General features: G+C 71.1%; 19 protein-coding genes, 1 pseudogene and 1 riboswitch. Of the genes and pseudogenes, 3 read left to right on the top strand and 17 right to left on the bottom strand.

Annotation, left to right across the window (positions count from 1 at the left end):
* Positions 1–32 precede the first annotated feature (32 nt).
* Entirely contained in the window at positions 33–1,253 is a 1,221-nt protein-coding gene (locus tag OG878_RS05635; RefSeq protein WP_328885734.1) for an SGNH/GDSL hydrolase family protein, read from the top strand.
* Positions 1,254–1,660: 407 nt separating this feature from the next.
* Here the strand turns inward: OG878_RS05635 and OG878_RS05630 are convergent, their stop codons facing one another.
* Complete coding sequence (locus tag OG878_RS05630; RefSeq protein ID WP_328885733.1) at positions 1,661–2,704, bottom strand: LacI family DNA-binding transcriptional regulator; 1,044 nt, start codon at positions 2,702–2,704, stop codon at positions 1,661–1,663.
* Positions 2,705–2,899: 195 nt separating this feature from the next.
* On the opposite strand from OG878_RS05630, the gene OG878_RS05625 reads away from it, so the two are divergent.
* Positions 2,900–4,219, top strand: a complete 1,320-nt coding sequence (locus tag OG878_RS05625) for an ABC transporter substrate-binding protein (RefSeq protein WP_443049063.1) — start codon at positions 2,900–2,902, stop codon at positions 4,217–4,219.
* A gap of 101 nt (positions 4,220–4,320) precedes the next feature.
* Here the strand turns inward: OG878_RS05625 and otnK are convergent, their stop codons facing one another.
* The 16 genes from otnK to OG878_RS05540 all read right to left on the bottom strand — a co-directional run bounded on the left by otnK (position 4,321) and on the right by OG878_RS05540 (position 24,385).
* The gene (otnK, locus tag OG878_RS05620) at positions 4,321–5,577 is read right to left on the bottom strand and encodes a 3-oxo-tetronate kinase (protein WP_328885732.1); all 1,257 of its coding nucleotides are present in this window, start codon (positions 5,575–5,577) and stop codon (positions 4,321–4,323) included.
* Between the two features lies 1 nt (position 5,578).
* The gene (locus OG878_RS05615) at positions 5,579–5,827 is read right to left on the bottom strand and encodes an NAD-binding protein (RefSeq protein ID WP_328885731.1); all 249 of its coding nucleotides are present in this window, start codon (positions 5,825–5,827) and stop codon (positions 5,579–5,581) included.
* The gene (locus OG878_RS05610) at positions 5,790–6,419 is read right to left on the bottom strand and encodes an NAD(P)-dependent oxidoreductase (protein ID WP_328885730.1); all 630 of its coding nucleotides are present in this window, start codon (positions 6,417–6,419) and stop codon (positions 5,790–5,792) included. The genes OG878_RS05615 and OG878_RS05610 overlap by 38 nt, the downstream gene beginning before the upstream one ends.
* A gap of 83 nt (positions 6,420–6,502) precedes the next feature.
* The gene (locus OG878_RS05605; RefSeq protein ID WP_328885729.1) at positions 6,503–8,566 is read right to left on the bottom strand and encodes a SpoIIE family protein phosphatase; all 2,064 of its coding nucleotides are present in this window, start codon (positions 8,564–8,566) and stop codon (positions 6,503–6,505) included.
* Positions 8,567–9,309: 743 nt separating this feature from the next.
* The gene (locus tag OG878_RS05595; protein ID WP_328885728.1) at positions 9,310–10,338 is read right to left on the bottom strand and encodes an aminoglycoside phosphotransferase family protein; all 1,029 of its coding nucleotides are present in this window, start codon (positions 10,336–10,338) and stop codon (positions 9,310–9,312) included.
* Between the two features lie 464 nt (positions 10,339–10,802).
* Entirely contained in the window at positions 10,803–11,738 is a 936-nt protein-coding gene (locus OG878_RS05590) for a hypothetical protein (RefSeq protein WP_328885727.1), read from the bottom strand.
* Positions 11,739–11,750: 12 nt separating this feature from the next.
* Positions 11,751–13,346, bottom strand: coding sequence for a GMC family oxidoreductase (locus OG878_RS05585; protein ID WP_328885726.1), 1,596 nt, complete (start codon positions 13,344–13,346; stop codon positions 11,751–11,753).
* Entirely contained in the window at positions 13,343–13,846 is a 504-nt protein-coding gene (locus tag OG878_RS05580) for a DUF5987 family protein (RefSeq protein WP_443049237.1), read from the bottom strand. Before OG878_RS05580 ends, OG878_RS05585 begins: the two co-directional genes overlap by 4 nt.
* Before the next feature lie 185 nt (positions 13,847–14,031).
* On the bottom strand, positions 14,032–14,631 hold the full coding sequence (locus OG878_RS05575; RefSeq protein WP_328885724.1) for a hypothetical protein: 600 nt from the start codon (positions 14,629–14,631) through the stop codon (positions 14,032–14,034).
* A gap of 330 nt (positions 14,632–14,961) precedes the next feature.
* Positions 14,962–16,572, bottom strand: a complete 1,611-nt coding sequence (locus OG878_RS05570; RefSeq protein WP_328885723.1) for a cellulose binding domain-containing protein — start codon at positions 16,570–16,572, stop codon at positions 14,962–14,964.
* A 958-nt stretch (positions 16,573–17,530) separates the two neighbouring features.
* Complete coding sequence (gene thiD / locus OG878_RS05565; RefSeq protein WP_328885722.1) at positions 17,531–18,328, bottom strand: bifunctional hydroxymethylpyrimidine kinase/phosphomethylpyrimidine kinase; 798 nt, start codon at positions 18,326–18,328, stop codon at positions 17,531–17,533.
* Positions 18,325–19,002 carry a thiamine phosphate synthase gene (thiE, locus tag OG878_RS05560; RefSeq protein ID WP_328885721.1) on the bottom strand — a complete coding sequence of 226 codons (678 nt, stop codon included), beginning with the start codon at positions 19,000–19,002 and terminating at the stop codon, positions 18,325–18,327. Before thiE ends, thiD begins: the two co-directional genes overlap by 4 nt.
* Positions 18,999–19,817: a hydroxyethylthiazole kinase gene (thiM, locus tag OG878_RS05555; protein ID WP_328885720.1), complete on the bottom strand. Its 819-nt coding sequence runs from the start codon at positions 19,815–19,817 to the stop codon at positions 18,999–19,001. Before thiM ends, thiE begins: the two co-directional genes overlap by 4 nt.
* A 65-nt stretch (positions 19,818–19,882) precedes the next feature.
* A complete protein-coding gene (locus OG878_RS05550; RefSeq protein ID WP_328885719.1) occupies positions 19,883–21,289 on the bottom strand; it encodes a purine-cytosine permease family protein in 1,407 nt (468 codons plus the stop codon).
* Positions 21,281–21,375: riboswitch (TPP riboswitch) on the bottom strand. It overlaps the preceding gene by 9 nt.
* 120 nt (positions 21,376–21,495) lie before the next feature.
* Positions 21,496–23,934 (bottom strand): SpoIIE family protein phosphatase, encoded by a 2,439-nt coding sequence (locus OG878_RS05545; protein ID WP_328885718.1) that lies wholly within the window; start codon positions 23,932–23,934, stop codon positions 21,496–21,498.
* A 226-nt stretch (positions 23,935–24,160) separates the two neighbouring features.
* A complete protein-coding gene (locus tag OG878_RS05540; protein ID WP_328885717.1) occupies positions 24,161–24,385 on the bottom strand; it encodes a hypothetical protein in 225 nt (74 codons plus the stop codon).
* A 101-nt stretch (positions 24,386–24,486) separates the two neighbouring features.
* Between OG878_RS05540 and OG878_RS42200 the strand changes: the two are divergent.
* A pseudogene (locus tag OG878_RS42200) lies at positions 24,487–24,675 on the top strand (acetaldehyde dehydrogenase (acetylating)); the annotation flags it as partial.
* Positions 24,676–24,682: the final 7 nt, after the last annotated feature.

Below are 24,682 nucleotides of genomic sequence, written 5' to 3'. Positions count from 1 at the left end.
CGGTGAGTTGTCGCCCAGCCCGCAGCAGATCCGTGCGATCCACGGCCGCGGCGCTGATCGCGCTGGCACTCACGACGGTGTCCGTGGGCACCACGAGTGCGGCCACTGCGACGTCGCACGGGACGGGCACCCGGGTGAGTGCGTGGGCGCCCAGCATGACGACCGGCGGCCCGTCCTTCGACAACCGGACCATTCGGATGGTCGTGCACAGCAGCGTCGCGGGCTCGGACGCCCGGATCACCCTCTCGAACCGCTACAGCCCCGAGCCGCTCGACGTAGGAGCCGCGGACGTGGCTCTCCAGGCGAGCGGCGGCACGGCAAAGCCCGGCAGCACGCGGCACATCACCTTCGGCGGGTCCGACCACGTCACGATTCCGGCCGGCGAAGAAGCGATCAGCGACATCGTCCCGATCCCGGTCGAGGCCGAACAGAACCTGCTCGTCAGCCTCTACATACCCGGAGCCACGGGCATGTCGACCTGGCACTCGGACGCCTTCGACACGACCTACACGGCTCTGGGCGACCACAGCGGTGATGACAGCGCCACCGCGTTCACGGCCACCACGACCTCCTGGTACTACCTGGCGGGTCTCGACGTCCTGGCCTCCACGGCGAACGGCACCGTCGTCGCCTTCGGCGACTCGATCACCGACGGCTATCACTCCTCGACCGGCACCTACACCCGGTGGCCCGACTTCCTTGGCCGCCGCCTCGCCGCCGCCCCCGGCCCGCAGCGGCTGAGCGTCGTCGACGCCGGCATCGGCGGCAACCGCGTACTCACCGATGTCCCCAATCTGTGGCAGGGCGTCAGCGCCCTGAAGCGGTTCGGCCACGATGCCCTCGGCCGGCCCGGCGTCACGGACGTGATCCTCTTCGAGGGCATCAACGACATCGGGAACGATGCCGGGCCCGACGGCGGGCCGCTGACCGCCCAGCACCTGATCGACGGCTATCGCACCCTGATCGACGCGGCGCACGCCGCCGGCGTCCGCGTCATCGGCGCGACCCTGATGCCGGACAAGGGCAACGGCTACTACACACCCGCCGCCGAGGCGATCCGCCAGAGCGTCAACGACTGGATCCGCACCGGCGGTGCCTACGACGGCGTCATCGACTTCGACGCCGCCATGCGCGACCCTGCGGACCCCTCTGCCCTCAACCCCGCCTACGACTCCGGCGACCACATCCACCCGAACGACGCGGGCATGAAGGCCATGTCCGAGTCCGTCGACCTCCGTCTGCTACGGCGCTGACACCGGGCCCCTCGCCCATGTGACGACGACGGGCTTCCCACAGCGGGCGGGTGGGCGGCCGTACTCCCGGAAGCCGGGCTACGCACGAGGGCGTCGGAGGGCGCTCGGGCCATCTACGGCGAATCTGACGGCCGGGCCTTGCGCGCCGCTCACAGGCGGCGGGAACGCTCGACCCGCGCGGAAGGAACGCGGTGAGATCACTGATGCCGGCCTCCGGCCGGCGTCGCCGCGATCCCGGCCCCTGTCGCCCCGACCGATGACGGGCGGTCTGTCGCTGTCGGGAACATCACTCGGCTCCGCCCTCTCCTCCCGCTTCGGGCCGGGGCCCGTCCCGCCCGGCCCGTACGTCGGCGCCCCGCGGAGCGGACCGCCTCGACGAAGAGCTGTCGCGAGCGGGCGCCCCGGACTCAGCCGAGTGCCGCCGTCGACCCGCGGATGACCACACGTCCTGGCTGCAGTTCGACCCCGCACCTGGTGTGCCCGTCGATGGCTTCGAACAGCGCCTGGGCCGCAAGCCGGCCGATCTCCTGGAGGTTGTGGTCGACGCTGGTCAGCGGCGGGCGGGCGCCGTCGGTGACGGTGTGCCAGTTGTCGAAGCCCATCACCGCCACCTCCTGGGGCACGCTGCGGCCACGCTCGCGCAGGGTGTCGAGCGCGCCGCGGGCGATCTGGTCGTTGCCGCACAGCAGCGCGTCGAGGTCCGGATGCCGGTCGAGCAGCATCGTGGCCGCGGCCCGGCCCCAGCCCTCCGACCAGTTCCCGAACAGCGGCTCCTCCAGCAGCCGCAGACCCGCCTGCTCCATCGCCTCTACCGCGCCGTCGGCCCGCTCCCGCGCAGCCAGATAGCCCGGCTCGCCCGTGATGTGCGCGATCCGGCTGCGCCCGCAGGACAGCAGGTGGCCGACGGCCATCTGTCCGGCGCCGACACTGTCCGGCACGATGGACAGATCCTCCTGGGTGTCCGCCGACGGTGCATAGGCGTACACGACCGGGACGGGCAGTTCCCGGCCGAGCGAGGGGCGCGGGTCGGTGCGGGAGCCCACCACGATCAGGCCGTCCACGCGGCGCTCCAACAGCGCCTGCACATGGTGCTGTTCACGGATCGCGTCGCCGCGCGCGTCACACAGGAACACCGCGGCGCGGCCCGCCCCGAACGCGTCCTCGGCGCCCATCAGGATCGGGATGGAGAATCGGCCGTCGAGATCGCTGGTCAGCAGCCCCACCGTGCCCGTCCTGCCGGCCAGCAGGCTGCGCGCCAGGGAATTGTGCCGAAAGGACAACTGCTCGGCGGCCTCCTGCACCCGCGCCCGGGTCTCGGCGCGAACCTGCGTGCGGCCGTTGAGCGCCTTGGAGGCAGTGGCCACCGAGACCCCGGCCAGGCGCGCCACGTCGGTGAGGGTGGTGGCGCGGGCCCGGGTGCGGTTCGGTTCGCGTGGGCGGGGCGGTGTCATGGGTGTGAGTGTAGTCGAGATTTCGGACGACCTAAAAGGTTTTCGGTGAACGTTCGAATGCTTGCCGACTCCTCAACTTCTATTCGCTACAAGCCCATTGACTGCAAGGGTGCACGCCCCTACGTTCCAACAGAAAAGCATTTCTGACTCTTTCGGCGCCGCCGTTGTGCGCGGCCGTAGCAGGGGAGTGCCAGCATGAGGAGAGCCGCCTCAGCGCTCACACCGGTCCGTCGTATCGCCGCCGCAGCCCTCGCCACTGCCGTCGTGGCCGTCTTGGCCGGCGGATGCGGCAAGGGCATGGGGGCCACCGACAGCGACGGCAAGAGCAAGGGGTCCGGGAACGTCAAGGGCGTCGACGACGGGACGACGCTGACCATGTGGACCCGCGCCGCCACGCAGGCGCAGAGCCAGGAACTGGTGAAGGCCTACAACGCGAGCCACAAGAACAACGTGAAACTGACCGTCATCCCGACCGACGACTACCAGGCCAAGGTCGGCACGGCCGCGGGCTCCAAGGACCTGCCCGACCTGTTCGCCGCGGACGTCGTTTTCGCCCCGAACTACGTCTCCAGTGGTCTGTTCGCCGACCTCACGAAGCGCATCGCAGCGCTCCCGTACGCCGGCGACCTCGCGCCCTCGCACCTCAAGGCGGGCACGCACGACGGCAAGAAGTACGTTGTTCCGCACACCCTCGATCTGTCCGTCCTCTTCTACAACAAGGCGCTCTACAAGAAGGCGGGTCTCGACCCCGACAAGCCGCCGACGACGCTCGCCGAATGGGACCGGCAGGCACGGAAGGTGGACGCGCTCGGCGGCGGCGTCGACGGCACGTTCTTCGGCGGGAACTGCGGTGGCTGCGGCGTGTTCACCTGGTGGCCCTCGATCTGGGCGGCCGGTGAGCAGGTCATGAACGACGAGGGGACCGCGGCGAGTCTCGACTCGCCGACTGCCAAGCAGGTCTACCAGGTCTACCGCGGCTGGGCGAAGGACGGCATCACCGCCCCCGGCGCCAAGGACGAGACCGGCGCGACCTGGACGGGCCTCTTCCCCAAGGGGAACATCGGCGTGATGCCGATGCCGTCGACCACGCTGGGCCTCATGCCCAAGAAGCTCGACTTCGGGGTCGCCCCGATCCCGGGTCCCGACGGCGGGGAGTCGACGTTCGTCGGCGGCGACGCCATCGGCATCGCCGCCACCAGCGACAAGGCGGACCAGGCCTGGGACTTCCTGAGCTGGTCTCTGAGCGACAAGGCGCAGGTGGACATCCTGGCGAAGAACGGCGACGTGGTCGCCCGGACCGACCTCGCCGACAACAAGTACGCCGCGGCCGACCCGCGCATGGTCACCATCAACCAGCTCGTCGCCAAGGGGCAGACCCCGTACTCCGGCAAGTTCGGGCAGACCTTCAACGACCCGAACGGGCCGTGGCTGAGGCTCATGCGGGACGCGGTGTTCGGGGATGCCGGGAAGGTCGGCGAGGACAACGCGGCCGTCACCAAGTCCCTGACGGACTGAGGGAGTCGGTCGGGCCCCGTGTGGGGCGACGGCTGACGCCGCACCGCACGGGGCCGCGCCCCGGACCCCTTGATTCGGAGGATGCATGCCCACCCGAGCCTTCAACCCGCCCACCCGACGTGTCGCCGCCCAGAGCCCACCCGGCACGGAGAGCCGTCCGCGCCGCCGCACCCCGTGGTGGCGCACCCGACGCGCCAAGGGACTCGGGTACGCCACACCCACCGCTGTCCTCGTGCTCCTCCTCTTCGTGTTGCCCCTGCTTCTCGTGGCCCGGATGTCCGGCAGCGACTGGCCGCTTTCGAGGACAGCGAGGGCGGTGGCCGCGTCGGGGCCCCAGACGACAGGTCCGAGGCGGTCGAGCAGGACGGCCCTGATCGGTGTGCCGCTCGCAGCGCGGTCGGCGATGCGGTCGGCCACCAGATCGGCCACGCGCGGGTCGCCCGGCCGGTGGTATGCGACTCGGCGAACGCCAGGGCCTGGCCGGACACGTCCTCGCCCGCCGCGATCCGCAACGGATCCACGCTGAACGCGGGCCGGCCGGTGCGCAGGAACTCCTGGACCTGGCGGTTCGTGGCGACGGAGACCGACCCGGAGACGATGGCCGCATGGCCGCCGGCGGGCGGCAGCTGCGCGGCGGCGCGCGAGGGCTTGATTCCCCAGTTCGCGGGGAGACCGATCGCGAGTCCCGAGCCGGCGGTCACCAGGGGCAGCCCCTGCACGGCTGCGCCCAGGCGTACCAGGTCGTCGTTGGAGACGGCGTCGGCGATGGCGATACCGTCCTCGCGCAGGTCCTGGATACGGGCCCCGATCGCTTCGGCGCCGTCGGCGACCACCGTGTGGTCGATGAGGCCGACCGGCCTTCCCGTCTGCGCGCCGAGGACGGAGACCAGGTTGGAGTCGGTCATCGGCGTCAGCGGGTGGTCGCGCATGCCGCTCTCGCTGAGCAGTACGTCGCCGACGAAGAGGTGCCCCTGGAAGACCGTCCGCCGGTTGTCGGGGAAGGCCGGGGTCGCGACCGTGAAGTCGGTGCCCAGCGCGTCCATCAGGGCTTCGGTGACCGGTCCGATGTTGCCCACCGGTGTCGAGTCGAAGGTGGAGCAGTACTTGAAGTAGATCTGCTCGGCGCCCGCGGACCGCAGCCGGTCCAGGGCCCGCAGCGAGGCGTCCACGGCCTCGGCGGCCGGGACGGTCCGCGACTTCAGCGCGATGACCACGGCGTCCGCGTCCACGTCCCGCTCGTCGTCGGCCGCCGGTACGTCGATCAGCTGGACCACGCGCATGCCCGCGCGCACCAGGTTGTTGGCCAGGTCCGTGGCGCCGGTGAAGTCGTCGGCGATGCACCCGAGTCGGATTCCCATGTCAGACCTCCGTCGGCTCGGGCAGGTCGACGCCCGGGAAGATTTTGATGACTGCGCTGTCGTCCTCGGCTCCCAGGCCGGAGGCCGACGCCTGCAGGAACATCTGGTGGGCCGTGGCGGCCAGGGGGAGCGGGAACCTGTCCGACCTGGCGGAGTCGAGCACGAGTCCCAGGTCCTTGACGAAGATGTCGACCGCGGACAGGGGCGTGTAGTCACCGGCCAGGACGTGCGCCATGCGGTTCTCGAACATCCCACGAGTTCCCGGCGCTGTGCGTGATGACCTCGTAGAGCGCCTCGGCCGGAACGCCGGCCTTGACGCCCAGGGCCATGGCCTCCGCCGCCGCGGCGATGTGCACACCCGCGAGCAGCTGGTTGACGATCTTGACCTTGGAGCCGAGCCCGGCGCGGTCCCCCAGGCGGTAGACCGTGCTGCTCATGGCCTCGAGCACCGGGTCGGCGACCGCGTATGCCGCAGCCGAGCCCGACGTCATCATCGTCAGTTCGCCGGTCGCGGCACGTGCGGCGCCGCCGGAGACGGGAGCGTCCAGACAGAGCACACCCTTCTCGGCCAGGTGTCCTTCGAGCGCGGCGGACCAGTCGGGGTCGACCGTGGAGCACATCACGAAGACCGAGCCCGGGCGGAGCCGGTCGGCCGCTCCGCCCGGGCCGAAGAGCACCGACTCCACCTGGGCGGCGTTGACCACGACGGCGACCAGGACATCCACCGTGGCCGCAAGGTCGCCGGCGGAGGCGAAGGCCGTCCCACCGTCGCGGGCGAAGTCGGCCGCCGCCTCCGGCCGCAGGTCGTCGGTGGGGTCGCTGTTCCGCGAGTTGCAGCACACCCTCGGCTTTTTCGCGGAGATCGGCCTCGGCCGACGTCAGACCGGTGGGGCCGGTGGGGCCGGTGGGGCCAGGGAACGGGACCTCAGGCGCGGGAATCCCGGTTCGTGGCACGGGTCCGAGCAAGGAGAAGCGTGACATCGTCCTCGGGCGGCGCTGCGGCCAGCATGGTCGCCACGACTGCCGCGCAGAGCTCGTCCAGGGCCGGTGGCGCTTGGGCGAGAGCTTCACGCAGCCGGTCCAGCCCTTCGTCGATGGTCCCTCTGCGGGTCTCGATCAGGCCGTCGGTGTACAGCGCGATCACGCTTCCCTCTGCCAGCTCCGTCTCGACCGACTCGAACTCCATCATTCCGACTCCGATGGGCGGCCCCGGTGGCACATCTGCGAACGTGACGGTTCCGTCGGGGGAGATGATCGCGGGCGGGGGATGCCCCGCGCTCGCCATGGTGCAGAGCCGGGTGGCGGGATCGTAGATCACATAGAGACAGGTGGCAGCCACGGCGATCATGGTGGCAGCGGTGTCGTCGGGTTGCTCCTGGGCCAATTTGATGACGAGTTCGTCCAGCCGTGCGAGCAGTTCGGCCGGAGGGATACTCAAGTTGGTGAGCGTCCGGACGACGGTACGAAGTCGCCCCATGGCCGCTGCCGCGTTGATTCCGTGGCCGACGACGTCTCCGACCACCAGGACGACTCGGGCATCGGGCAAAAGGATGACGTCGAACCAGTCACCGCCGACACCGCCGCGCGTGTCCGAGGGCCGGTACCGGGAGGCCACCTCGACCGAATTTCCGCCCCACAAATGATGCGGCAGCAGATCGCGCTGCAGCGCGAGAGCGGTCTCCCGCTCCCGGGTGTACCGAAGAGCGCTGTCCAGGCTCAGCGCGGCTCGGTCGCACAGTCCCTCTGCGAGGGCAAGGTCGGCCTGGGTGAAGGGGGCCGGGTTCTCGGTGCGTACGAAGACGGCGACGCCGAGCATTGCCCCGCGAGCCTGGAGCGGGACCACCATCAGAGAATGCATCCCCGTCGCACGAATGACGCGGGCCCGGTCCGGGTCGGTGTCGAGCCAGGAGCCCGGGGAGGTGTCGAGGGTCGGTTCGAAGTGAGATCTCCGTGAACCGAGAACGGTGGTGAAGGGAGATGACGGGGGGACGAAAACCGGTGTCCCACGGCGCCAGAGGGACTCACGCATGTCCGCATGGAGGGATGCGGCGGCGGCACGGTAGAAGACGGGGATGCTGACGTCGGTGGAATCCAGGTGTTCCAGCGGCTCCTCGCCGGGCCGGACCACCTCGGCCAGATCGACCGTGACGTAGTCCGCCAGGACCGGCACCGCGGTGTCCGTCAACTCCTGAGCGGTGTCCATGGGGTCCAGCGTGGTCCCGATGCGTGTACCCGCCGCGCTGAGCAGGCTGAGCCGCTCGCGCGACTGGCTGTCCCTGACGTCCACGGCCATCGAGCACACACCCACCGCTCGGCCCTGCGCGTCGTCCAGGCGGAAGAAGGAGACGGAGAAACAGGGGGCGTCGTGGCCAGTCGCCGTGTGCGGACCCAGTTCCTGGTCGAGCAGCGGTACGCCGTCCTCCAGGACCTGCCGCAGGGCGGTCTCCAGGAATGCGGGATGTTCTGTCGCGAACAGTTCCGTGACGGGGCGTCCCAGCTCGGCGCCGGACGGACAAAGGCCCCTGTCGGTCTCGCCGCCGTTGACCCAGGTGCAGCGCAGCTCTTCGTCCCAGACGGCGATACCGATCGGCGAACGCTCGAACAGCGCGTTCAGTACCGAGGGTTTCATACCGGGCCAGACCGCCGGCTCGCCCGACCAGGCGAACCAGTCCTCCTCCCCGTCGCCACCGGGCAGGGGAGTGACCCGGATCTCCACCTCTGCCTCGCTGCCGTCGCTGCGCCTGATCCCCACCAGTCCGGACCAGGGCCGTGAAGGTGTCAGGACGTCGGTGGCAACCGACGCTCCGGGAGACGCCAGTAGGCCCCTTGCGGGACGGTGCACCACGTCGGCAGCCGAGTAGCCCCACAGGCGCTCGGCGGCTCCGGTCCACCTGACCACGGTCAGGTCGCCACCGATCAGGGCCAGTACGTCGATCGGCTCACGAACAGTGTCTGTACCCGCAGACGCCGCAGGGTCACCCGCTCCCATCTCCACACCTACTCTACGATTCCGGGGTTTCCCCCTGATTCCACGGGCCGCTTCTCGTGGCAGAGGTCGCCACACACTCCGCCTCCCCGTGGCCAGTTCTCGCCCAGGGTTCCGTGGTGTGTGGCGTCGTCAGGTGAGGATCTCTTCGATTGCATCGTGCGGAAAGCCGCGACGCGCCCGGCACGACGTGGACCACGCTTGCGCGTACTCCGGTTACAGCAGGCGCAGAAGCAGGCCGACGGGTGCGGCCGAGCTGACTGCGCGTCCTTCGAGCGCTGCGGTCACTCGTCGCCCTCGCTGTACTCTTCGCTCTCGTACTCACGCCACGGCACGGGTTCGGCGACCCAGCCCGCTGCGAGGACGAGCCGCGAGGTGCGGTGGACCGTCAGAAAGCCGAAGGGCCGGTCGAATGTCGCGTCGATGCGCTTGGTCAGGTACCGCGGTGACGGTGGAATTTAGGCTGCAGCCACCGGGTGCGTACGGCTTGCGCAGCAGCCGGCACGAGCTCGGTCCTGTCGTCGAGATCCGTCGGCATCGAACGGATCAGTCCGTCCGTACGATCCCCATGTGGGCGCATGGTCCCCCCATGTGGTCGCGCACGAGTACGCATGATCGCGAGAGAGCACCGTACCGGGAGCGCAGTGCCACGGGGCCGGGCGCTGACGGCATCGCCGTCGACGAGGGTCACAACCTGTGGTCCGGGAGTTCGTGCCCTCAGCCGGGGTGGCGGGCCGAGGGTTTCCTCACGGCCGTAGTGCGGGCAGGGGTCGAAGCGCGGGCCACCGGGTGAGCATGGTGTCGCGCATGACTGTGGCGAGCTGTCCCAGTTCCTCCAGTTCACTGCCGGCAGGGGTCATCCGGCCGGTGATTCCCAGACGATGGACGAGCCGCTGCCGGGCCGTCGCAGTGCCCCATCGCCAGTCCCGTTCAGGGATCTTGGCCAGATGGTCGGCGGTCCCGCGGTGCGCCCGCTGAACCAGCGCGTCGCCTCGAAGCAGCCAGCTCGCACACGCATCGGTGAGATCGTCGTCGACATCGGTGCCCGTCGCACTGCGCCAGGCCGTGCGGTAAGCGGCCTCCGCCTCGTCCAGCAGTGTCCGAGCCGGGGCGGTGGCGCACCAGCACGTCGGGAAGCCGATGCGCAGGTAGGCGAGTTCCACGAGCCCGCTGCCCAGCGCTGCCTGCTCGAAGTCGATGAACCTGACGCCACTGCTGGTGTGCATGTCGTTGCCGGGGCAGGGATCGCCGTGAAGCAGGGCATGGCCCGGCAACCGGGTCAGGCGGTCCATGAGGGCGCCCAGCTCGGTCCGCACTCCGGACGACACCGCGCAGCCGAGCGTCCGGGCAAGCCCGAGGAAGGAGTCGATGTCGTCATGGCTGGGGCCGGACCAGGCGGGAAGAGCACCTGCGGCGTCGGTGCCGGTGGCTGCATGGAGTCGGGCCAGCGCATCGGCGTACCCGACTACCCAGTCGTCCGCCGGCTGCCGGTGCTCCAGGTGCTCCAGGACCAGTACGCGTTCGGCGGGGTCGGTGCCGAGGAGCATGGGCACTACGGGCGGATCGGCCTGCGACGCGAGCCGCAGCGCAGCCACCTCGCGGGCGTACCTCTCTGCGGCCTCCGGGCCGTCGATGAGCTGCTTGACCACCACCTGCGTGCCGGACAGCTCGGCCCGCCACACCCGTGATCGCGGGCTGCTGCCCAGTCTGCGAGCGTGACGAGGCGAACCCAGTTCGGCCCGCAGCATCTCCCCGAACGGCAGTCGTGACCACATGGCCTCATCCTTCCACGCACGTCAACACTGCTTCTGATGAGGCGAGTCGGAAGAACGGCGGGACCGCGTCGCGGCCCGGTGCAGGTATACGGCCGGTGCTCCGGTCCAGGACCCGGCGGCCCACGCGCAGGGATCGGGTGTGAGCGCTTACTGCTCATCACGCCCATCGATACCCCGACCTGCCATAGAAAATGACAGAAACTTCGATAGGGTTCTTGTCTCATCACAGCAACCGCTCACATCCTGTCCGGCAGCCGACGAACAGCACTCGCACGTCCCACCCGAGGGAGGCCGGATACGTGAGAGTCCTGCCCCGGTGACGGGCGCCCGCCGGAGTACGCGACCCGGTGACGCCCGATCGCCAAGGGCGGCCCCGGGCGGGGACCCCGCCCGGGGACTCATGACCAGCGGCCGGCCCCTGGGTGCGTTCGCAGCAACGCACGGCCGATCCCGGCGCGCCGTGCTCACGGCCGTGTCCCCACCTCCGCGTGGCCCGTGTGATCCAGGTGCCAGCGGTGTTCCACCTCGAAGCGGAGTCCGGCGCGGCGTTCGACGATCACGTCGACCGTCGCGCGTTCCGTGTTGGTGCACGTGGCCGTTGCTCCGTCGGGATCGGTGTAGGAGAGCGACACGCAGTCGGCCGGATCCTGGGTCACATCGATCCGTAGCCTGCGCAGCGCGGTGCCTCCTTCGACCGACCAGTCGGGCAGCCCGATCCGTGCGTGCAGCAGTGGAGCGGTCAGCAACGGGTCGCGCGGCCAGTCGCGGCCGCCGAACCGCAGCTGCAGCATGGGCAGTGGTGGCAGCCACCGCATCGTGGGCCGGCGGGCGACGGCGGCCACCACTTCCAGTACGTCCCCGCCGCCCAGGCCCGCATGGAGCCACGCCCAGCGCTGGGCATTGCCGTGCCCGGCGATCCGGGCAACGCCTCCCACCGCACCGGAAAGGGTGAACCGCCGCCCCCCGACGACGAGTTCGCCGTCGAACAACGCGTCGGGGGCAGGCACGATCTGGGCGGCGGGCAGCAGCTCGCGCCGCCACGACCAGCGGGGGAAGGTATAGAGGGGTTCTCCGGTCCCGATGACAGCCAGGTGCCAGGTGATCGCGCCCGCAGTGCCTTCCAGCAGCCGGGGTGTGGCACGCACGTCGGGCACCTCGAAGTACGCCTTGCCCCGGGGCGGCGGGGAGTCCGGCGCTCCGAACCGCTCGGTGACCGGTGGCCCGTCCGGCGGGAAGACGGATATCCAGCCGTGCGCCCGGGCCGGCCCGCCGCGCCTGGGTGCCACCACTTCGTGGTGGATCCACACGCCGGTACCGGTACGTGGATCGGTCAGCGTCGCGTACCAGACTTCGAGCCGCCCGGGACGGCCGGTCATCCGCGGCGGGTAGAGCGAGTTCACCAGCGAGTCCTTTCAGCGGGGCGCGGGGGCCCCGTACCGTACGCGCACGCCTGCCTGGGCGGTGCTCTCCACGATGCCGGGACAGGCGCGTTCCGCCAGTGCCGCGATGGTCAGTGAGGGGTTGGCGCAGAGCGAGGTCGGCACAGCCGAACCGTCGGTGACGAACAGGCCGGGGTGGCCCCGTAGTTCGCCGCGTTCGTCGAGTGCCGAGGTGGCGGGGTCGTCGCCCATCCGGCACGAGGCGAGGGGGTGCGCGCTCACGGACCCGGCGGCGTTCTCGCTCCAGGGCCGCACCCGCGCGAGGCCGTCGCGCTCCAGCACCGCGCGGGCCTCGGCATCCGCGGCGGCCCAGCCGCGCAGCGTGTTCGCGGTCGGCCGGTACGCGAGCGTGGACAGGCAGAGCGACGTGGCCACGCGCGTCGAGCTGCCGGTGGGCGGCGGCGCGCCGAAGACGCCCTCGTTGTCGTCCTCGGTCATGGCGAGCACGGAGAGCCACGACGGCCAGCGTGCCCGCATCTCCTTCTTGCGGACGCCGAACCAGCTCGTCGCCGGGGTGTCGGTGGCCTGGGCCAGCAGGTCGGTGATGCCGGGGAAGTAGATCTGCTGAAGGGAGAAACGGGTGAACTCCGCCATTGCCGGGTCGAGCCGGTCGTACGACATGGAGCCGATGGGCTTCCCGATGGGGAAGCCCTGGTACGGGATGCCCGGGGCGCGTTCGAGACCGAGCAGGTCGCGCACCTTGCCTTCGTCGACGTCGGCGATGGACACGCGGTCGCCGTTGCCCGAGAAGTAGCGCCCGACGGCTTGCGGGACACCGCCGAGCAGCGGAGCCGAGCGCTGCAGCAGCACGGGGGTGGCCATGGCGCCTGCGGCCAGCACCACGGTCCTGGCCTCGATCGTGCCCACGCCGACCGGCAGCCGGTAGTCGCCGGCGTCGAGCCGCGTGTACGAGACACGGTAGCGATAACCGGGTGTGGTGGCAGGACCGATCGTCTGCACCTCGTGGAGCGGTCGTATCTCTGCGCCGTGCGCGGTCGCGGCGGGAAGGTAGTTCAACAGCATGGAGCGCTTGGCGTCGAAGTGGCAGCCACCCAGCATCCAGTTGCAGTTGGTGCAGCGAGCCAGGTCGACGGCGACGGGCACAGGATTGCAGGTGCGGCCCGCACGGGCGCACGCTGCCGCGAACAGCCCTCCGGGGTAGGGGACTTGGTCCCAGCTCTGCCGGGCGACGGGCAGAGCCTCCTCGACCCGGTCGTACCACGGGTCGAGTGCGGCGCGCGTCAGGGTCGAAGGCCACAGGCGGTGGCCCAGACTGCCGCGGCGGTCGAAGACGAAGCCCGGAGCCCGCAGCGAAGCGGCGAAGTAGACCACGCTGGACCCGCCGACACAGTTACCGGCGACGACGGTGATGCCGTCGCCCTGCACGAGGTCGACGATCCGGGTGTAGCTGCCCAGGCGCAGGTCATGGGTGAAGTCGGGTGCGGTGAGGTGCGGTCCGCGTTCCAGGATCACCACGTCGGCGCCGCCCGCGGCCAGGTGGTAGGCGGGGATGGCACCTCCGAAGCCGCTGCCGATGACCAGCACGTCGGTGCGCTCGATGGCGCTCATGCGGGGTGCCCTCCGGGGGTGGTGAGCGGGTGCTCGGGGGCGAGCCTTCTGCCGTACGAGTAGTCGGGGAAGCGCCACAGTCCGTCGGCGTCGGGCGCAGGAAAGCCGATCCATGCCAGGCCCGGGTGGCGTTGCCGTAGGGCGTCGGTGGTGTGCAGATGGGCCGCGGTGTCGAAGGCTGCGGCGGCGAAGAGCGCGAGCAGCACATAGAGCTGCCGGTCCGGGACGCCGGGCGTGAGCAGTTCTCCGGCGAGCGCCGTACGGTCGGTGAACCGGAGGGCAACGAAAGGAGGTTGAGTGGGCAGCAGTACCCGGCCGTGGGTGGCTGCATAGGCGAGGGCGCGGGTGTTGACGAGCAGTGCCAGCTCGGGCAGCAGCACGCCGATGCCCAGCTCGGGAAGGGTGAGCAGCTCGACGGCCCCCGCCTGGACGGCACCGGGGCCGGGAGCCGCTCCGGCGATCGCCACATCGCCGCCGTGGCGCTTCTCGCCCGGGACCATGGTGTCGGCGAACGCCTCCAGCGTGGCGGTCGTCGGGTCGGGGAGCGTGAGGGAGGCGGGCAGGAGCCCGGCGCGCCCCGCTGAGGACGTGGCCCCGGCGGTCAGCTCGCCCGCACGCAGGGCGGCGACGGCGGCGGTCAGTCCGACGAGCAGCCGGCGGCGCGTGGGACGCGAGCTCGGCCCGCTCAGCACAGTCCGCTCACCGGCAGCCGCACCTTCACGCCCTCGGCGTCGCGCACGAGTGCGTCGGCGAGCCGGGCGTCGTACGGCCGGAGCACCTGCGCGGCGTCCTCGGCCTGCGCGGGCTGCCCTGCGACGGTGATGTTGCGCACCCTTGCCGCGGCGCTGCCCTCCGCCTTGTCGAACCAGTAACTGCCGTCCCAGCCGACCAGTTCGGTTCCGCCGGGCGTGGCCTGCACGCTCCAATGGTCCAACTGCCAGTAACGGCAGGCCGGTACGGCGATCGCGAAGCGCGCCGGCTCGGCCAGCAGAAAGCGCGCCGCCCCGCCGTTGGTCATGGTGATGTCCCGCTTGGCGTACTCCACACACAGCGGGTCGGCGCTGAACAGGGACAGTGGCGGCGTCTCGCCCTCCCCGTAACGGTGGAAGGTACACGCGGAGGCGTACCCGGGGTCGGTGTAGCCGCCGACGCCAGGTTCCGCGGCCGAGGCGGAAGCGACGGGGAGCAGCGTGGCGGCTGCCGCCGCCACGGCGCCGAAGACGGTGAGGCGGACGCCCGTGGGCAGGGCGGGGAGGGCATTCGTCGTGCGACGGAGTACGGGCACAGCAGGACCTTCTTCACGTCCCAGCCCTGATGGGCGACGGTTACCGGCGGTCACATGCAGTCAGCATCTTGAGTGCTGCAGGCCGTCGGCGCAAGTCATGGGACGGAGGTGATCCCGGTCCGGTGCGAGAGGGAGCGGTCGCCGGCACCTGCACCTGTGTCAGGTCTGCGCGCGTATCCGCCGGCCGTGGTCCACCGGCCCGATGCCGCCCCCCGGCTCGAGCCCAGGGGCGCCGTTGTCGCGTCGGCCGGCAGCTGACGCCGACGAACGGGAGGCGCCGGCGGGCCCGTGGTGCTTGTGGGCCCGCCGGCACCTCTGGTGCGATCGATGTCAGCCGGTGTAGGCGGCGAACATCTTGGAGAACTGGTAGGGCGTCTGGGTGATGTTGGTGCACTGTGACAGGCCGCCCTGGCATGCGTGGGCGTCCCGGGTCATTTCCCAGAAGGCCAGCTCGCCGAGGTGGTTCTGCTGTGCGAAGGTGATCAGCTGTTGGGCGTCGGCGATGCCGAAGACCTCCGTCGACACGTCGTTCTGACCGAGCATCGGGGTGACGCCGACCTTGGCCCAGGCCTGCGCCGACGTCAGGGCCGGCCACACCTGCAGGATCTGCGCCTTGGTGGCCTGCGCCGACTGGATGGCGTAGGTGCCCATCTTCCCGGCCGGGGCGGGTGCGGCCGAATCGCCGAAGTCCATCGCCATGACATTGACGGCGTCGATGTTCGCGCCGGCGGTCCTGGCGGAGTTCAGGACGTACACGCCGTCGGCGGTCAGCCCGCTGGGCAGCACCGGGAGGGTCAGCGTCACCTTGAGATCGCGCCCCTTGGCCCGCTGCGTCGCCTGGACCTGGGCGATGGCCGCCGAGCGGCGGTCGACGGACGCGTGGTCGGCGACCGCGCCACCTTCGATGTCGAAGTCGATGCGGTCCAGGGAGTAGGCGTCGACGACCTTCTGGTACTGCGCGGCGAGTGAGGCCACGGTCGTGCAGGACTGGGCCAGTTCGGTCCCGTTGGCGCCTCCGAAGGACGGGCGGATGTCGCCGCCCGCCGCCCGGATCGCGTCGAAGTCCGCCTTGTCCCAGCCGGTGGCGGGGTCGTACGCACCGAACCAGCTCGCCGTGCACGGGCTGCTGCCGTTGATGAGGAAGCCGAGTGAGAACTGCTTGAGCCCGCTCGCGGACGCGAGTTGGGGCAGGCTCGGGGTGGGCCAGGCGCCGAGGTCCACGTAGGGGGCCGCGGTGCCGGGGACAGTGCCGCTGCCGGCCGTGGCGGTGACCGGCGCCGAGGCGGGGGACTCGTTGCCGGCTGCGTCGAATGCGGTCACGGTCACGGTGTGGCTGCTGCCCTGGAGCAGCCCGGTCAGGTTGGCCGTCGTGGCGGAGACGGTCGCGACGACCGAGGTTCCCTCGCGCAGGTGGTAGCCGGTGACGGCGACGTTGTCGGTCGACGCCGTCCAGGACAGCGCGATACTGCCCGGGCCGCTGCTGGTGACGCGCAGCCCCCCGGGGGCGGTGGGCGCAGCAGTGTCCGGCGGCAGCCCCTCGCACGGTGCGTTGTTGATGGCGCAGTTCGTCGGGGGTGTCTGCGTCGCACCGCTGGAGAAGTCCAGCCCGACCACCGGAGCCGTTTCACCGGGCCCCAGGGGGGTTGCCCAACTCGGGGAGGTGATCGTGTAGTGGTTGTTGCTGTGCGTCAGGTCGCCGTTCCAGGCGCTGGTCACCGTCTCGCCCGTCGGGAGGTCGAAGCCCAACGACCAGGTGGAGACAGTTGAGTTGGTGTTGTTGGTGATGGTGTAGCCGCCCTCGAAACCGCCCTGCCAGGTCGAGGTCACCGCGAAGTTCGCCATGAGTCCGGTGAGATCGGTCGCGGCCTGCGCATCGGAAGTGGGGAGGTAGACGGTCAGCAGGGCCGCAGCCGCGCCGAGGGACAAGGTGACACGCCTCATGGGCGAGTCCTCTCGGAATGGGGCAGCACTGAGCAACGTACTGCCCGGGGTTGGTGTGGGGGTGCGCGGCCGCGACCCCCACAAGATGGTCCAGACCAATATGTGGCGTCAAGTGGACGTCGGCACCCTTCTCTGTTCTTCGGCCCCGGTCCGCAGCCAGAGTGTGAGGATCCACTCCTGGTCATTCGCCAGTGGATCGGCCCGGTAGCCGGGACGCCGCCCATGCAACTCGGCAGGGTGAACGCGCATGTCGCCGAGCCGTCGGCGTCGAAGCTGAGCAGGTCGGCTCGGAAGATTGCGTCCGTCTTCTCGGCCGCAGACCTGGGGAGTCGGGCCGGCGCAACGGTGTTGAGGAGCGATTCCGGCCGCCATGTTGCCCAGGGGGTCACGGGAAGCACCCCGGCCCCGGTCGCGGCCGCCTCGGAGATGCGGGCCCCGGCTCCTGCCGCGGCCCGGTGTCCAGGGGGTGGCCGTCACGCTCGTCACCGGCGACACCGCCAACCTGATCACCGATGCCGCCGGGCGCCGGTCCGTCACCGCGCCCCCACCCCGGGGGCCGGCGCCCAGTTCCGTACCGAGACCGCCACCGGTGGCGATCTGTACGTAAATCCGGAGAGTGTGCAGCCGCTGCCGGCCGCCGGTACGGCGGACCGGGATCTGTTCAACGTAACGCGGCGGGTCGCCGAGCACGACGCCCCGATCAGCTGCGTTGCTGCCGTCCGGTGCCTGATCGGGCGAACTCCCAGCGGAGCCAGGAGGCATGGGGCGGGGTGTCCGACGTGACGCGACGGAGTACGCGCACAGCAGGACCTTCTTCGCGTCCCAGCCCTGATGGGCGACGGCTACCGGCGGTCACATGAGTCAGCATCCTGAGTGCTGCACGCCGGCGGCGCACGTCATGGGACGGTGATGATCCGGGTCCGGTACGAGAGGGCGATCGCCGGCACCTGCACCTGTGTCAGGTCTGCGCGCGCATCCGCCAGCCGTGGTCCACCGGCCCGATGCCGGCCCCCAGCGCGAACCCCGCAGCAATCGCCGCGGTGACATAGTCCTTGGCCTGCCGTACGGCGTCCGGCACCGGGAGGCCGTGCGCCAGTCCCACCGCGATGGCCGACGCGAGGGTGCAGCCCGTGCCGTGGGTATGACGGTTGTCGTGCCGCGGGGCGCGCAGCCAGTGCTCCTCCCCGCCGTCCGTCAGCAGGTCCACCGCCTCGCCCGGGAGATGGCCGCCCTTCACCAGCACCCAGCGGGGCCCGTACCCGAGCAGCCGCGCGGCGGCGCGGCGCATACCCGATTCGTCCGTCACCTCGATGCCGGTGAGCTGCGCGACCTCGTCGAGATTCGGCGTGGCCACCGTCGCGACCGGCAGCAGCGTGTTCCGTACGGCATCCAGCGCGTCGTCGGCCAGCAGCTTGTCCCCGTGCTTGGACACGCTCACCGGGTCCACGACGACCGGGGCCGTCGCGTCCGACAACAGGCCGGCGACCGCCGCGACCAGGCTGGGCGAGGCGAGCATCCCCGTCTTCACCGCCTGGACCCCGATGTCGTCCACGACACTGCGGTACTGCGCGCGCACCGCCTCCACGGGGAGTTCCCATGCACCCTGCACGCCCAGGGAGTTCTGTGCCGTGACAGCCGTGAGCACGCTCATTCCGTGGGCGCCGAGCGCCAGCATGGTCTTGAGGTCGGCCTGGATTCCGGCTCCTCCGCCGGAGTCGGATCCGGCGATCGTCAGGACGCGGGGCAGCGCGGTCATGCGCGGCTCTCCTCTCGGGTGCGGGTCCATGCCCGGGCATAGGCGACGGCTGATGCCCGGGGATCCTCGGCGGCGCAGACACCGGAGACGACGGCGGCGCCCACCGCCCCGGCATCGCGCAGTCGGGGCAGGTCGGCCGGGGTGATGCCGCCGATGGCCACGGCGGGGAGTGCGCTGAGCCGGGCGAGGCGGGCGAAGCCGTCATGGCCGAGTGGGTCCGGGGCGTCCGCCTTGGTCCGGGTCGCGTGCAGCGCGCCGATGCCGACGTGGTGGACGCGTGCCGGATCCTCGGCGGCGGCGCGCAGCTGCCCGGGGGTCGCGGCGCTCAGGCCGAGGACCGCGTGCTCACCGATCAGTTCGCGTACCGCGGCCGGCGGCAGATCCGACTGGCCGACGTGGACCCCGGTGACGCGTGCGCCGGCTGCCCGGGCCGCCAGGAACACGTCCACCCGGTCGTTGACGATGAGCGCCACTCGTTCGGGGAGGACGGCGGCCACCTCCAGGACCGTACGCAGGAACTCCCTCCCGGCGGCGTGCTTCTCCCGGATCTGCACGGCGGTGACACCACCGGCCACTGCCTGGGCGACGGTCTCGGCCACGCTCCGGCCGCGGGACGCGCACTGGGCCGCGTCCGTGACCAGATAGACCGACAGATCCACCGGCGCCGCGGTCATGAGAGAGCCGCCCGCTCGGCGAGGTCCGCCGGCTCCAGGGCGGCGAGTGCGTCCAGGAACGCGACAGCGAAACTGCCGGGCCCCGACGCCTCCTTGGCGGCTAGCTCGGCGGCGACCGTGTAGACGGTGACGGCGGCCACCGTCGCGGCGAACCGGTCCTCGTCGACCGCCGCGAAGGCCGTTATCGCCGCCCCCAGTGCGCAGCCGCCGCCCGTCACCCGGGTCAACAGGGCATCCCCGTTGGCGATCCGGGCGCTGCGCACCCCGTCGGTGACGAAGTCGACGGGTCCGGAGACGGCGACCACGCAGCCGGTCGTACGGGCCAGCTCGCGTGCTGATTCCCCGGCGGTCTCGACGCCGTCGGAGGAGTCCACGCCACGGCCGCCGCCGCCCGCACCCGCGAGCGCGAGGATCTCGGACGCGTTGCCCCTGATCACCGTCGGCCGCAGCTCCAGGAGTTCTCGTGCGAGCGCGGTACGCACCGGGAGCGCGCCGACGGCGACCGGGTCGAGCACCCACGGAGTATCCGCCGACCTCGCCGCCCCCGCGGCCTCGACCATGGCGGAGCGCTGCTCCGCGTGCGGGGTTCCGAGATTGACCAGGACACCAGAGGCGATCCGCGCGAACGGGCCGGCTTCTTCCGGAATGTCGACCATGGCGGGTGAAGCGCCCAGCGCCAGCAGGACGTTGGCGGTGAACCCGGTGACCACCGAGTTGGTCAGGCACTGCACCAGGGGGGATGTCGACCGCACGCGGGCGAGGGACTGCTGCGCGAAACCGGTGGGATCGGCGAATGGCGGGGGTATCGGGGGCATGCGAGGTGGCTCCGTGGGGAGAAGGGGATGTCGTTCGGGCGCCGAGGGCCGACGGCCGGGGCGTGTCAGTCCCGCGGGCGGTGGCGCAGCCGCAGCGGCGCGTACACGGCGAGCGCCACGAGGAACGCCACGTAGTACGAGAGGTCGGCGCCGTGCAGGGCGGCGGCCACCGGTCCCACGTACAGGGTCGTGTCCATGAACGGCACGGCCGCGGCGAAGGCGGCGACGAACGCCAGCAAGGGCGGCCAACCGGACTGCGGCCGGGCGGTCTCGGCAGCCAGGTCGATCGCGGCGCCGTCCCGCGCCCGGGCCCGTGCGTGCCAGTCGACGACGACGATCGCCACGAAACCGGGGATCCAGTAACCGACGAACAGCAGCACGTTCTGGAAGCGGGCGGTCGTGTCGGCCGCGTGCATCCACAGCACCAGAGGAAAGCCGAGCGCGGCGGCGAGCGCGGCGGCCGCCGGGCGCGGCAGACGCACTCCGACGGTCTGCAGTGCCAGGGAACCGCTGTAATCGTTCATGGCGTTGCTGCAGAGGGCCGCCAGCGCCACGGCGAGCAGCCCGAACGCGCCCAGCACCCCACCCCCCAGCAGCTCGTCCACGCCCGCGGCGGTCTGGTCGGTCAGCACCGACGCCCCCCACAGGCCGAGGGTCTGGACCGCCACGAAGGACACCACGAGACCGAGCAGCGTGTACCAGAACATGCGCGGGCGCGAGGTGGTGCGGGGCAGGTAGCGGCTGAAGTCGCTGGCGTACGGAGCCCAGGAGAGGGCCAGGCTCAGCGCGATGGTGCTGGTCAGAACGAACGCGCCGACCTGGTCGGCGCCGTGCGCGGTGCCGGTGCCGGCTGGGTGGACACCGTCGAGCAGCCGCCAGGCGATCAGGGCGAACGCGGCGGCGAGCACGAAGGTCATGACGATCTGCAGCCGGTGGATGGCCTCGTAGCCGAGAACGCCGAGGGCACCCTGGGCCACCATCATGACCAGGACACCCAGCCAGAACGGCCAGCCGCACAACCGGGCCAGCGCGTCCCCGCCGAACAGTCCGATCAGCGCGTCCCAGGCGACCGAGGACAGCCACTGCAGGATGCCCGGCACGGCCACGGCCCGGCCGAACGCGAGCCGGGCCAGCGGCAGTTGCCCGGCACCGGTCCGGCTTCCCCAGGTACCCAGGTAGGCGGTGGGCACCGCGCCGAGCACGGTGCCCAGCACGACGGCGGCGAGCGCGGTGGCGAAGTCCAGGCCGAGGGCGATGCCGACGGTGCCGGTGAACAAGCCGGTCATGGTCAGATTGGGCGCGAACCATACGGTGAACAGGCGCCCGGGACCGCCGTAACGGTTGCTCTCGGGGACCGGCTCGATGCCGTGCGCCTCGACGCGGAGGTCGCCGGGGGCGGCGGGCATCCGTCCGTCGAAGACGGTCTGCCGGCCGTCGGCGGCCGACCCGCCGGAAACATGCGTCAATGGCATGGAAGACATCCCTCCGCCAGTGCGAACTGGTTCAGGTTCGACGGGTGTGATCTCAGCCCTCGCATAGGGCACCCCGTGTCCGGTACGACGGACAGACTAACCCGATCCCGTGGAACACCTGCACGGAGGGCCGCGGGGCACCCACTCGGTCGGTCGGTCCGTGGTGTGGAGGCGCGGTCCGCGTTACGGGGGCCTCTGTTCGCGCGTCACATCGCCGGATCCGGCGCTCCGGCAGGAGGGAGATGCTGCTCGGCCCATATGGTCTTGCCGGCGCGGTCGTAGCGGGCGCCCCAACGGGAGGCGAGCTGGGCCACCAGGAACAGGCCGCGGCCGCCCTCGTCGCTGGAGCGCGCGCGGCGCAGATGCGGGGCGCTGAGGCTGCCGTCGGAGACTTCGCAGATGAGGGCTGCGGCGTGGATGAGACGCAGGGAAATGGGGCCGTGCGCGTACCGGATGGCGTTGGTGACCAGTTCGCTGACCATCAGTTCGGTGGTGAAGGCGAGCGGCTCCAAGCCCCAGGTGGCAAGCTGACGGGTGGTGAGGGCGCGGGCGTGGGCGACCTGTGCGGGGTCGCCCGGAAGCTCCCAGGAGACGACCCGGTCTGCACCCAGGACGCGGGTGCGGGCGAGGAGCAGGACAGCGTCATCGGATCGGTGCTCCGTGACCAGGGCGGCCACCACGGCATCGCAGAGCTCCTCGAGCGGTCGGGTGGGGCCGGTCATGGCGCGGGACAGTCTGTCGAGCCCGGCGTCGACGCCCCAGCCCGGTGCTTCGATGAGGCCGTCCGTGTAGAGCGCCAGGACAGAGCCCTCCGCGACGCGGCGTTCAGCGGTTTCGAAGGGCAGCCCGCCCTTCCCCAGCGGCGGGCCGGGCGGGATGTCGTCGAGGACCTCCACCGCGCCATCGGCCTGCAACAGGACGGGTGGGGGATGCCCGGCGCGCGCAGCGGTGCAGATGCGGGAGATGGGGTCGTAGACGGCGTACAGGCAGGTGGCGCCCTCGCAGTCGGGATCCTCCTGGGCGAGACGGATCACGAGATCGTCCAGCTGGGTCAGGACCTCGTCGGGAGGGAGGTCGAGGTCGGTGAGTGTGTGGACAGCGGTGCGCAGCCGTCCCATGAGGGCCGCCGCGTGCAGGCCGTGGCCGGTGACGTCTCCGACGACCAGGGCGAGGCGGGCTCCCGACAGGGGCAGGACGTCGAACCAGTCCCCGCCCGCTCCGGCGTGGGCGGCGGCGGGCAGATACCGGTGGCCGGTCTCGACGGCGGGGTAGTCGGGCAGATCGCGCGGCAGAAGGCTGTGCTGCAAGGCCAGGGCGGTGTTGTGCTCGCGGGTGTAGCGGCGGGCGTTGTCGATGCATACGGCGGCGCGGGACGAGAAGTCCTCGGCGAGGCACAGGTCTCCTTCGTCGTACGGCCGAGGATCCTGGTGGCGGCCGAGGGTGGCGACACCCAGCGTGATCCCGCGGGCTCGCAGCGGCACCGCCATGTACGAATGGAAATGGAACTCGCGGATCTTCCCGGCCCGCTGGGCGTCGTGGGCGAACCACTCGTCTGCGTCGAGTTTCTGCACCAGAACCGACTGCCCGGTGGCCAGACTCCGCACCTGTGGCGTGCCCGGGTGGAACGCCACTGTCTCGCCCACCGTGAACACGGCCTCCGGGGCGTGCTCGTGTATGGAACGGAGTCCCGACCGGCGGACCGGCATCTGTGCGGCCACCGGCCCGGGGAGCGGTTCCTCGCCCCGCACCGTTGCCTCGAGCAGGTCGACGGTGACGAAGTCCGCGAGTCCGGGAACGGCCGCGTCGGCCAGTTCCTGCGCCGTGCGCATCACGTCCAGCGTGGTGCCGATGCGCACGGCGGACTCGGTCAGCAGCGCCAGCCGCTGCTGGGCCTGATAGCCGTCGCTGACGTCGACGTACGTCTGGCACATCCCCAGGACCCGGCCGGCCGGGTCGGTCAGCCGGAACGAGGAGGCGGAAAACACGTGCTCGTAGTCCGGATCGGACGCCAGGCAGCTGTGCACCTGGAAGTCGATCACCGGTTCGCCGGTGTCCCGCACCCTGCTCAGGGCCTGGTCGATCGTCGGGGCCGACTCCGGTGAGTGATCGCCGATGCGGCGGCCGATGAGCCGCTCGGCGGGCAGGGTCGTTGCGCGCTCCGTCGCCGCGTTCACCCACAGGTACCGCAGCTCGGTGTCCATGACGGTCACCGGAATCGGGGACTGGCTGAAGAGCGCCTCCAGGATCGCGCGATCGACCTCCTCCCGTTCCACCTCTCGGGCGTCGGCGGCACGGACGAACCAGCCGGCCTGGCCGGCCCTGCTGAGCAGCGGCCGTACGCGCACCGCCACCGACACCTCGTGCCCGTCGCGGTGCCGCATGCCCAGTACGCCGTTCCAGCTCTGCCCGGCCGAATGCCGTTCCTGGGCGGCCACCGCCGCTTCCCGGTGCTCCCGGGTGGTCAGCAGATCCACCGCCGGCATCCCACAGACGTCTTCCGCGGGGTATCCGAGAAGTGTTTCCGCCTGTCGGCTCCACAGGGAGACCGTGCCGTCGGCCTCCACGTACGCGAGGGCCGTGCACGCCCCTCGCAGCGGGTCTCCCGACCCTGCTTCCGGGCCCCCGGCGACCTTGAGCGTGCGCACCGGCACCACCTCGTCCCAGGCTTCTTGCTGCCCATGATAAGGACCGGGACGGTGCTCGACTCCTTGAGCGCGGGCCGGGCAGCGACCGGCCGACGGAGCTGAACGGGTGCCGCGACCGGTGAGGATGCACCGACGGCCGGCACGGGGGCGACTCCCGGGCCGGCGCCTGAGTGCGGGGGAGCCGCACCTCGTCGGACAGCTGCTGATCCGAAGCGGCCGTGGCGCGTCAGTGCGGCATCTCGTCCAGAGCCGTGGCGATGGTGGTGACCTGCACGGGCTCGACCACCATCAGGACGACGGTTCCTTCGTGCAGATCGGCTTCGGCCACCGGGCGGAAGCCTCCGGCGGCGTACCGCTCCTGAGCCGCGGTGTCCTCCACGGCGGGGGCGGTCATGATGCGACGGCAGGACGGATCGGCGGTGAAGAGGGCGGCGATCAGGGAGGCGAGCAATGCGGTGATGTCCGGGGCGTCGGCCGGTGACGGGGGCCGTGCCGCACCCGCCCGAGCCTCCCTCCGGAGGGAAGAGCGGAAACGTCGGATGCGCCTGGAGAGTGCCGGCGGTCAACCTGACGGAGCACCTCGGTGCCTCCAACGTCAACATGGTCACCTGTGGCGGACAGGCCACCATCCCCGTCGTCGCGGCGGTCAACGCGGTCACCCCCGTCCACTACGGAGAGATCGTGGCGTCCATCGCGTCCCGTTCCGGCGGTCCCGGCACCCGGGCCGGTGTCGAGAAGTACGTCGCGC

The organism is Streptomyces sp. NBC_00316 (assembly GCF_036158715.1).
GTDB lineage: Bacteria > Actinomycetota > Actinomycetes > Streptomycetales > Streptomycetaceae > Streptomyces.
Note: the sequence above shows the minus strand (reverse complement) of the source record. Positions and strands in the feature narration are given on the sequence as shown.